The organism is Moorena sp. SIO3I8 (assembly GCF_010692325.1).
Lineage (GTDB): Bacteria > Cyanobacteriota > Cyanobacteriia > Cyanobacteriales > Coleofasciculaceae > Moorena.
Map to the genome: position 1 here is coordinate 80,218 of NZ_JAAHHW010000023.1, position 9,788 is coordinate 90,005.

Genomic DNA, 9,788 nt, shown 5'->3' on the forward strand with positions numbered 1-9,788 from the left:
GGGGTTAGGGGTGGGTTACTCTTACCTCTTCCCTGCTCCCTGCTCCGAAGTCCCTGCTCCCTAAAACCCAGAAATTTGTACCTCACAAGTCGTAGAATTGCTATATATCATAACTACTCTAGAAGAGCCCAGGATTTTTTCCCTTTTCCCTACTCCCTGCTCCCTTTTCCCTACTCCCTTTTCCCGATTCCCGATTCCCTATTACCTGTTACCTTTAAAACCTAACTATGGCAATCAAATTTTGGAATGGTATTGCATTAATTGCAGATGATACCTACAGGACTCAATTAATCCCAAAAGTAGGACGCTTAGATCACGATCAATCACTGCTGAGGGGGATTTTACCCCATATACCAAGGGGTGGTGTTGCCATAGATGTTGGTGCCAACATTGGCGATCACACCATTGCTTACTTGAATAAAGTTGGCCTAACTGGTCGAGTGTTAGCATTTGAACCCCTGCCAGAAGCTTATGAATGTCTCACGTTAAATGTACCAGGGGCAGAATCCTATAACTATGCCCTTTCAGACCAAGAAGAAACCCTGAATTTGGTGATTCGACCGAATACAGGAGAGAGTTTTTGCTCCTATTCAGAGAACTCACAAACTATTCGAGCTGTTCCATTAGATTCCTTTGAGTTTAGCCAGCTAGACTTGATCAAGTTTGATGTAGAAGGTTGGGAGTTGAAAGCCCTCAAAGGAGCGGAAGAGACTATCTATCAACATCAACCTCGGATGGTGATTGAGATTAACGAGAAAGTATTTAAACGAACCCTCGGGAATCGACAAGAGATTTACGATTTTCTGAAGCGACATGATTACGATTTACAACCAATACAACCAAAGACCAGCCTCAACACTGAGAGAATTGATGTACTGGCAGTACCAGCAAAAGCACAATACTTCTGTGGCTTCCAGCATAAATTAGGGGAAGCTTACACAGCAAATAATCAGCTTGATCAAGCTATCATCGCTTACCGTCGTGCGATTGGGCTTAATCCCACGATATCTTCCTATGATCACAACTTGGGGGATGTCTTGGAGAAACAAGGTCATCTGGAATCTGCGATCGCATTTTACCGTAAAGCCATTGAACTGAACCCTGATCACCATCAGTATCATATCACCTTAGCCAAAGCCCTAGCCCGAAAAGGCATGGCAGCTGAAGCAGTAACTGAGTATCGCTTAGGGATGTCCCTTAACCCTAACTTCCAGTGGTCAGAAGATAATTTTGGCGAAGCTTTATTAGAAGGTCTGTATAAACACCATAGTAAAAACCATAGTAAAGGTTTCCAAGGCAACCCTAGTCAAAAGAAGGACACAAGCCACGACTGTGGTGTCATTTTTTTAGCCATTGGTGAAAAATTTAAACAAGAATTTCTTAATGCTTATAAATTTTTCAATAAATCCAATCCTACCATCCCCATCTCCCTATTTACTGATTGCGCCATGGGGGAGTTAGATGGTTGTACAGTCTATCCCTTAAACGAAAATAAAAATCCTCATAAACTCAAAGTAGACATCTTGAAAAATAGCCCTTATCAAAAAACTCTATTTCTTGATACAGACACCTTAGTCGTTGCTGATATTTACGAGATATTTTCCTTACTAGATGACTGTGATTTATGTATAGCCAGAGAACCTAATGTTGACTATAGTAAACACCCCTATAAATTTATTGGATATAAATCCCATCAATACATTAATACAGGAGTATTCGCTTTTAAAAAATGCGAATTCATTACTAAAATGATTGATGGCTGGATTACTATGATTTCCCAACGAAATGACTCAGATATGAGAGCCGGACATTTTGCTGACCAGTACTATTTCAACCAGTTATTACAATCGGGTTTCTTTGAGCAAGAAGGAGGCAAAGTAAAGGTCATAGACAACAATATTTACAATGTCAGACCACAGCCTCTGCCTCACCTGATCAAAGATGGCTTATTTAATCAAGCGAAGATAATTCATCTACGACTCTCTGCTTTTGTACCATCATTAGTTTCTCTTAAAAAGAAATAGGGAGTAGGGAATCGGGAATCGGGAATCGGGAGTCGGGAGTCGGGAGTCGGGAGTCGGGTGGGGAGTGCATAATAAAGTTGGGTAGTGGCGTGGCAAGCTTAATTTGATGCATTAGAAACAGATGGGGGAGTGTGGGGCGGGGGCGCGGGGAGTGTGGGGCGGGGGCGCGGGGAGTGTGGGAAGATGGGGAGCAAAAATCTATTGCACTATTTTAAGCTTGCCACGCCACTACGAGATTGAATATAGAGCTGTTTTGGAGGCGATCGCTCTTCAATTTACATCACTCATTACCCCAATATTTGCACCCATAATTTTAGCAATTTGCTTCAGAATACGCAAGACATCATATAACTGATTCCTACGAGGTAGCAGCAGATAAAAAAGATTAGATAAATCATATTGGGGAACACCTTCGGTCAACATTTTAACAAACAAAAACTCATCCCCGCTACCAATCATACCATAGACAGGACGTTCAGGATTAGGATTTGCCATCATATAAGTCATTAGTTGAGGTAAAGCTACTGAAAAAGCAATAGTAGATTTAGATTCAACCAAGAGAACCCAAAGTTGTTGTGCAATAACTAAAGTATCAATTCGACCTCGTAAAATTTCATCCTTGTCTTCTACTTCCACTTCAACAGTCGTTTCAGTAGTGACATAGAAAGGTTCATCATATAAACCTGCCAAAGTAAGTAAAGGTCCAATTAGTAATTGATTAATCACACCTTCTGGGAGAGGACTTCGTTCTCTATGACGTAAAAATCGTCTTTGAATTTGGTCTAGGTTCTCTTGTTCTTGAGCAGTTAGTTGAGGTAAATCCTGTTGCCATTCCTGAAAGAAAAGGTCATTATCTGTAGGAGATAAATTAAACCTTTGCTTCAAGTCAGCTAAGGTAGCGATCGTTTTGGAAATGGGGTAATTTTGAATCATTATTCACTCTTAATCCAACTCAAAATCTACTCTTTCATACAAATTTTGAAACGAAATTTCAAAATCAGCTGAAGCCAATTTTAAAACTGATTCTCCCCCTTGATAATCATTGAAAAGCCATTGCCCATCCTCTTGCTTAAAATATTGAGCCACATAAAAACGATATTGATCGATTAAAATATATTCCTGAAATTCAGGGATAGAACGATAATATATGAATTTATCCGTCCAGTCGTAATCCCGCGTCGATTTAGAAAGGACTTCCACAATGAGTGAAGGATTGGTTACGTTTGTCTTACCCATTCCTTCATAGATTGGTTTTCCTTTAATTACCATTACGTCAGGATAGGTATAGAGGCGATATTGCGCTATGCACAAGCGGACATCATTGATATAGATATAATATTCTTGCTCCTTAATTGTCAAAGGAAATTTGCGACAGAAATTGAGCGCAATTTGATTGTGATTTGTCGTGCCTCCTGTCATGAGGATGATTTCTCCATCTCGATATTCATGTTTATCTATCGCTTCCTCCTCTAATGTCAAGTATTCTTCAGGCGTGTAGTACCGTTTTTCTGTTTGAATCACCATATTAATGTTCCTGATGCTGCGATCGTTGTTCAGTTGCCATTACTCTTTAGGATAGGTGTATCTTGCAAACTCCGCTCAGTATAGCGCTACGCGCAAGGGCTTTAGGCAAAAGCCATGCATGCTAAAGTTGACTACAACAGCTTTTGCTGCTTGTATCCATGTCAAACACCTTAATGTGTAGTGCTATATTTGATCCTGTAGTTCAGTTGGTAGGGTGCGTTAGGCAGTAAGGATTTTCCGATTCTATTCTAGCTTGGTGCCCTGCGACGGATTGATAAATTCTGAGCTACGCTGACCCAATTTGTTGGGATAAGCAATACTACCCACCTGACTTCCTTTCCCTTCAGGATAGAGATAATCACTCTCTACCACCCATTGCTTTTCAATCTGGTTATCCTTGTTACTGCGTGTCACTAACCAAGGATTAGGAACAGGTGGAAAAACTGTTTTAGTCTGCTTATTGTCATCAGTAACTTGAATTCCCTTGGTCAAAGCATCTGGCAACGCCCAATGTAAATGAATTCCCGCTTTCAGATACAAATTCTGATTTTGAAAAGGTTGAGAAACAATCTCTTCACTAATATTGGCAATATTATGATTTACGTCTCGCTTACCATCAAAATAAGGAAGGCGGCTAAAATCTGTCATCGCCTCTACTACAACGCGATCGCTTTCCAGATACAGAGCGTCTAAGTGGACAGCAACCATTAAAGCGGTAATTTTTCCAGCCAAAATTACCTCCTCTCCCAGAATATCAACAATCGGTTTCAGCCAAATTTGACAGGTAATTTCACTAGGATTTTCTCTGACACCTTTAAGTGTGCTTCAGTTTCCCAGAAATGATTAATTCTGCAACAAAATTTTACATGAAAGGGTATTGACAGGGTAATATAACTGGTATCTACCTTTGTGTAGCAAGGGATACAGCATATTAATAAAAAAAAAGATCGGTCAAGTTTTGGTTAACCCCAATGCTTGACCGAATTCTATTGTGTAAACGTCAACAAGTACAGCTTAACTGCATTCAAATCTGAATAACTACTGATCAACTAATACATTCGTCAGTGGTCAGTGGTCAGCCATTGGCTGATAGCTGTTCGCTTAGCGTGCGCGTAGCCCATAAGCTGATAGCTTAAAAATAAGCTCCACAATTCCTAGTCACCAGGGCGTCAAACCCTGGCAAAACCCTATCCTAGTCTACGTATAAATATCGAATCAAGGTGGTCATAACCTCACCGGGGTTTTCGGTAGGCTCGATAGCTTTTATAGGAACTGCCCACCGACAGTAACTTAATTATAAAATAGTACTTAATTGTCTACATTTTTAATAAAATTAATCCTCAGGTCGGCAGTGCATAATACCAATTTAAAACCTGACAATCTCGAAGGTAAGCACTGCCCACCCTACGCCAGCAGCGCGATCATGCTCTTGCCTATTACCTATTACCTATTACCTATTGCCTATTGCCTATTGCCTATTGCCTATTGCCTATTGCCTTAGCCAACTACGCCATCCCAAACTTATAATTGCCATACTTAATGTCATACCAAAATAAATTAGCAACTCTATCTATAGACTCCTGATTATAATAATTAGTGTAATCATTATGTTTGTCTTGCTCTATCTTCGGACAATTCAGCTTCAGTCCTAGCAGAGACTCCAAGAAAGTTACGTCTGATTCTAGAGTTTCAAAACGGATAACATAATCCACAAGAAACGTGTTATCCTCATCAAGTGCCGAGTAAGACAGTGAGTAAGCCGACAAATCAGTTAAGTGCTTACCTGCCTTGATATCCCATGATTTTCCTTTAGTGATCCACTCTGTAAAGGGCATTTTTTTGTTAGGATTGTACTGTTGTTTCTCCCAAAAGTAGAAGCCATTGTGATCAGGATTTCCAAAGGAGTACACAGAGACAAGCATATCCCAGGGGTTTCTAACAGAAGTGAATTTGAAGTAGCTATTCCAATCCCAACCCATGCGTTCAAAATGCTGTTGAACCATAGATGCTGGCACATGGGGATGGTTGTATCGCGGTTTATCTGTACTAACAATATCACTGTAAGGATCTAGTGCTTGTCTAATCGTAGTATCACCAGACCTGGGCTTGCCAATGAATACGAATTTATGCTTGTGTGATAGTCTCATTTTATAGCAGTTATTAATTGGATGAGGGAAAAAGTCCTGGGTTTTAGGGAGTAGGGAGTAGGGAGTAGGGAGTAGGGAGTAGGGTGTAGGGAGTAGGGAGTAGGGAGTAGGGAGTAGGGAGTAGGGAGTAGGAGTAATAAATTTGACTGTATCTTATAGGTCTTATCAACACTATATTTTATAGTTCAACACTCAAAAATTAGCACTGATAACTGAGCACTGAGCACTCAAAAATTATCTAGCGTTTCCTAGTAAGCGTGAGGTACATCTAAATTTTATTCCCTGTTCCCTGTTCCCTGTTCCCTGCTCCCTGCTCCCTGTTCCCTATTCCCTATTCCCTATTCCCTATTCCCTATTCCCTATTCCCTATTCCCTAGTTTAAAAAGAATACTTTCCGTAGTTGATATCATACTCAAACATTTCGGAGACTATTGCTTTGGATTCGCTATCATAATACTGGCTATAGTGGTCATGCTTGCTAGTATTTATCTTCAAAGAATCTAGCTTTAGTCCTAGCTTTGACGAAACAAAATCTAAGTCTTCCTCTAGGTGTTCAACACGAATAACATAATCGACGAGGAAATTATTTTGATCATCAAGAACATAGTAAGGAAGGGTATAGCTATACAAATCATCAAGAAATTTTTGCTGCTTCAAGTCCCAAGATTTGCCAGTCTTAATCCACTGCTTGAATGGCATCCTGGTGTTTGGGTTATAGGGGTATTTTTCGATAATGTCTTGGGATACACTGACTACTCTTGGTTTTTCCCACCAATAAATACCTCGATGATCTGGCTTGGCATAGAAGTACAGAGAAACCAGCATATCCCAAGGGTTTCGGATACTAATAAACTTGAAGTAGCTGTTCCAGTTCCAACCCATACGCTCAAAATGCTGCTTTAACAGAGATGCTGGAACATGGTGATGGTAATGTCGCTTCTGATCCGTACTCCAAACATCGGTGTAAGGATCCAATGCCTTACGAATACTAGTACTAGCACACTTAGGTTTGCTGAGGAATACAAACTTATGCTTGTGGGATATTCTCATGATAACTGTTGATAGATGTCCGATTTGACAATGGATTTTAAAAAATAATCGTTGCTCAGCTTTTCTTTAATCGGGTGCTGCTGCAGGTAGTGGTGGGTTTCCTCAATTAAAGCAAAATCCTCAGCTTTGGCTGCTGCTTCTTGTCTAGACTGGAAGTAAAGGGGATAGTCTTCGCCCAAATACTCTTTTACAGCTGGCAGCGGATTGACTAAAACCGGAGTATTTCTGACGATACACTCAATGATCGCGTTATTGGCACTGGTGTCATACAACTCCAAATAAGCAATATTCTTTGACAAGACTTCATCATACTCATCATTGGGCAAATAATCAACTATCTGCACATAACTGTAATTGGGCTGTAAATTAAATACTTGTTTTTCAGTGTGTAACATCTCCCCAGAATAGGGTTTACGTAACACCACCTTTTTGTAGTTTTTTACCGGTAAATAGTAGATAGAGTGCATCTTCCGCAACCAAATTCCAATTTGGATAATAGTTGGCTCAGGATTTGCCAAAAACTTATCCATCGAAAACTTGACATCTGGGGTTTCCGTAGGATGGATGATGCTGACAATCGGCACATCTAGCTGCTTTTGGAGCCATCGACGAGAGTCTTCAGATAAACAAAATAGACCTTGACAATACTTAATACTCTCTTGCCACAACTGACTTGCAAATATTCTCTGAGGTGACAGGTGTTCTTGAAACCATTTAGGGGCATAGGGAGGGCAATGGATGAATCCAATCCAAGGCTCTGTATAAGCAGTTGGGGTGTTGTTACAATCTCCAGGATCCGAACCCCAGGCAAATTTCTTTTCTATGAAGCCATCCACCAAGATTCCAGCATCATTATGTAACGCTTTCAAGCTATTCATCGCATAAGACCATCCAGAGCGATGCTCCCCATAATGATACTGTAAAGCAGAGGCAAGATTGAGTTTTTTCGGATAATCCCCAGAGTCTTCAAACCCTGAATCCTGCTCTTCAGTTTGGGAGACATCAAGGCTTCCATTACCATTGGATTTCTCAGTTAGCGGTACATAATACTCCTGTAAAATTTTTTTCTCAAAATCAACCGTTGATTCAAACCGCCTGTTATAGGATTGAGGGTCTTCTAGGTAAATTCCTAAAGGTTCCCTCAACAGCATGAATTTAGACCCGTTAGTTGAACAACGTAACCAAAATTCCCAATCAGCACTCGCGCCATACTCAATTTCATCGAAATAGCCATTTTTTTCATGGACACTCTTCCGCCAGACCGGCATACAATGGGGAAGATTTTGGGAGCCTATTTTACCTTTTTCCTCCCCTTCAGCCCACCACTTTTCTTGAAAAAAGTCTTCGGTTCCAAAATACTCCGGAAATCCCACATACCAGACAGCATGAGCCGTATTATTATCCCAGGTTTCATTGGGTTGCATCGTAACTTTCAGAGGAGCGCAAACTACGTCCACATCAGGATGCTCATCCAAAGCTCTCATATGTTCTTCGATATGTCTGGGAGCTCTGCGGTCATCCAGATTAGCGTTGGTAATATAGTGACCACGGGCTAGTCGAATGCTCATGTTCCAAACTTCATACAGCCCTGGGTCTTCATCCAATTTTATATAGATAATATTGGGATACCTGGTCATATACTTTTTAATCACAGGCTCTTCATTTCCCGGAGAATTGGGATTGACCAATAGTAATTCACATTCAGCAAAAACCGTCTGCTGGGTAATATCCTTGAGGAAGTGTTCAATATACTTATCCCCTTTAAAGACTGATGTGATGATGGATACTTTGGGTTTCCATTTATAGGTACTAAATGGTCGATTAAGCAGAGTAGAGCGTATTAGCTCTTGCCATTCCGGTAGGTTACTGAATGGATAAGAATTGAATGGAGAACCATAAGCCGCTGAAAATGTTGTAAACTGCTCTATCCAATCGGAAATAGTTTCGGTTGGTTGATAAGGGGTAATGCTCAGGGAGTTTTTTAACTGCTCAGCCATAGTGGTGAAATTCCCAGAATGATAAGACTTCCAGGCTAACCAAACCAAGGAATTATAATCATGATTTTTAGTATTGGTATGGCTATAGACCGGATTCTGAGCATCAGGTAATCTGGGTTTATATATAATCGGTTGTTTACTGTTTTGATAAATTGTCAAGAATTGCTGAACGATATAGTTATCAATGTGACCAATTAAGTCATAATCAACTTTGTTGATATCAGCTTTTTCTTGATAAGAATGATACCGAGTTGGAGCAAATATTTTGGTAAAATTAAGGGCTGATTTTTGCCAAATTTCGTAGCTATAGTTGGTGGAGTGCTTGACATGATAGGCAACGGGAGACACTAAGTCTTTTATGGTTAACCCCTGTTGCCAAGCAATCACTGGTACCCAGAAATCCCAAAAGGGAATACCAAGGCAAAAGTCAGAGGATGGGAATTTTTCCAGCAGTTCTTTTTCAAAAAAGAACACATCAACCCCAACATCGTAAATCTCGCCGTTGATTGATTCAGCAGTATCAACATCGACTCGTGAAGCGAGCAGGATAGAGTTTTGAGTTTGCTCTCGAATAAATTCTGTAAAATCCTGCTCAGCTTTTAAGATAATATCTGCGTTAACAATTCCACAGATTTGGCTACCGTACTCACGCAAATAGGATAAGAGGTCATCAATGTAAACATAAGGCTTACCATAATGCTCTCGTCCATCCCGAAATACTCTGTGAAATTTAATGTCTTGATATAAAGGCTGGAGTTTCTCAATCTCTTCTAGAATATTTAATGAAACAACCTCAAATCCTAGATTAAGCCAACTATTAATAGCTGCTTGTTGCTTATGAACATTTCCTGGTGCAATACTGGTTACGATGACAAGGGTTTCAGTTGTCATTAGTCATTGGTCCTTGAGGAAAGGGAACAGGGAGTAGGGAGTAGGGAGTAGGGAGTAGGGAGTAGGGAGTAGGGAGTAGGGAGTAGGGAGTAGGGAGTAGGGAGTAGGGAGTAGGGAGTAGGGAGTAGGGAGTAGGGAGTAGGGAGTAGGGAGTA

The 9,788-nt window shown here is 40.5% G+C and carries 11 protein-coding genes; 3 read left to right on the forward strand and 8 right to left on the reverse strand.

From position 1 onward, the window contains the following. The first annotated feature begins 75 nt into the window (after positions 1 to 75). Entirely contained in the window at positions 76 to 225 is a 150-nt protein-coding gene (locus F6K51_RS11905) for a hypothetical protein (RefSeq protein WP_293020542.1), read from the forward strand. A gap of 2 nt (positions 226 to 227) precedes the next feature. Continuing rightward, positions 228 to 2,024 carry an FkbM family methyltransferase gene (locus F6K51_RS11910; protein WP_293020544.1) on the forward strand — a complete coding sequence of 599 codons (1,797 nt, stop codon included), beginning with the start codon at positions 228 to 230 and terminating at the stop codon, positions 2,022 to 2,024. Here F6K51_RS11910 and F6K51_RS11915 read toward each other — a convergent pair. The 4 genes from F6K51_RS11915 to F6K51_RS11930 all read right to left on the reverse strand — a co-directional run bounded on the left by F6K51_RS11915 (position 2,011) and on the right by F6K51_RS11930 (position 4,280). Then, a complete protein-coding gene (locus tag F6K51_RS11915) occupies positions 2,011 to 2,136 on the reverse strand; it encodes a hypothetical protein (RefSeq protein WP_293020546.1) in 126 nt (41 codons plus the stop codon). The genes F6K51_RS11910 and F6K51_RS11915 overlap by 14 nt on opposite strands. Before the next feature lie 158 nt (positions 2,137 to 2,294). Further along, complete coding sequence (locus F6K51_RS11920; protein ID WP_075903010.1) at positions 2,295 to 2,957, reverse strand: type I restriction endonuclease subunit R; 663 nt, start codon at positions 2,955 to 2,957, stop codon at positions 2,295 to 2,297. Positions 2,958 to 2,966: 9 nt separating this feature from the next. Next, positions 2,967 to 3,548, reverse strand: a complete 582-nt coding sequence (locus F6K51_RS11925) for a Uma2 family endonuclease (protein ID WP_293020549.1) — start codon at positions 3,546 to 3,548, stop codon at positions 2,967 to 2,969. A gap of 243 nt (positions 3,549 to 3,791) precedes the next feature. Continuing rightward, positions 3,792 to 4,280, reverse strand: coding sequence for a hypothetical protein (locus F6K51_RS11930; protein WP_198954180.1), 489 nt, complete (start codon positions 4,278 to 4,280; stop codon positions 3,792 to 3,794). Positions 4,281 to 4,899: 619 nt separating this feature from the next. On the opposite strand from F6K51_RS11930, the gene F6K51_RS11935 reads away from it, so the two are divergent. After that, complete coding sequence (locus F6K51_RS11935; protein WP_293020550.1) at positions 4,900 to 5,049, forward strand: hypothetical protein; 150 nt, start codon at positions 4,900 to 4,902, stop codon at positions 5,047 to 5,049. A gap of 4 nt (positions 5,050 to 5,053) precedes the next feature. Here the strand turns inward: F6K51_RS11935 and F6K51_RS11940 are convergent, their stop codons facing one another. From F6K51_RS11940 to F6K51_RS11955, 4 genes are all read right to left on the reverse strand, one after another. After that, positions 5,054 to 5,695: a sulfotransferase family 2 domain-containing protein gene (locus F6K51_RS11940; RefSeq protein ID WP_293020552.1), complete on the reverse strand. Its 642-nt coding sequence runs from the start codon at positions 5,693 to 5,695 to the stop codon at positions 5,054 to 5,056. 43 nt (positions 5,696 to 5,738) lie between these two features. After that, positions 5,739 to 5,864, reverse strand: a complete 126-nt coding sequence (locus F6K51_RS11945; protein WP_293020553.1) for a hypothetical protein — start codon at positions 5,862 to 5,864, stop codon at positions 5,739 to 5,741. Positions 5,865 to 6,073: 209 nt separating this feature from the next. Further along, positions 6,074 to 6,745, reverse strand: coding sequence for a sulfotransferase family 2 domain-containing protein (locus F6K51_RS11950; RefSeq protein ID WP_293020555.1), 672 nt, complete (start codon positions 6,743 to 6,745; stop codon positions 6,074 to 6,076). Beyond that, positions 6,742 to 9,633, reverse strand: a complete 2,892-nt coding sequence (locus F6K51_RS11955; RefSeq protein ID WP_293020557.1) for a glycosyltransferase — start codon at positions 9,631 to 9,633, stop codon at positions 6,742 to 6,744. The genes F6K51_RS11950 and F6K51_RS11955 overlap by 4 nt, the downstream gene beginning before the upstream one ends. Between the last annotated feature and the right edge of the window lie 155 nt (positions 9,634 to 9,788).

What these genes read in the sequence shown, in the direction of transcription:
- F6K51_RS11910 (WP_293020544.1), top strand. Translation starts at nt 228, where the DNA reads ATGGCAATCAAATTTTGGAATGGTATTGCATTAATTGCAGATGATACC.
- F6K51_RS11915 (WP_293020546.1), bottom strand. Translation starts at nt 2,136, where the DNA reads ATGCATCAAATTAAGCTTGCCACGCCACTACCCAACTTTATTATGCAC.
- F6K51_RS11920 (WP_075903010.1), bottom strand. Translation starts at nt 2,957, where the DNA reads ATGATTCAAAATTACCCCATTTCCAAAACGATCGCTACCTTAGCTGAC.
- F6K51_RS11925 (WP_293020549.1), bottom strand. Translation starts at nt 3,548, where the DNA reads ATGGTGATTCAAACAGAAAAACGGTACTACACGCCTGAAGAATACTTG.
- F6K51_RS11940 (WP_293020552.1), bottom strand. Translation starts at nt 5,695, where the DNA reads ATGAGACTATCACACAAGCATAAATTCGTATTCATTGGCAAGCCCAGG.
- F6K51_RS11950 (WP_293020555.1), bottom strand. Translation starts at nt 6,745, where the DNA reads ATGAGAATATCCCACAAGCATAAGTTTGTATTCCTCAGCAAACCTAAG.
- F6K51_RS11955 (WP_293020557.1), bottom strand. Translation starts at nt 9,633, where the DNA reads ATGACAACTGAAACCCTTGTCATCGTAACCAGTATTGCACCAGGAAAT.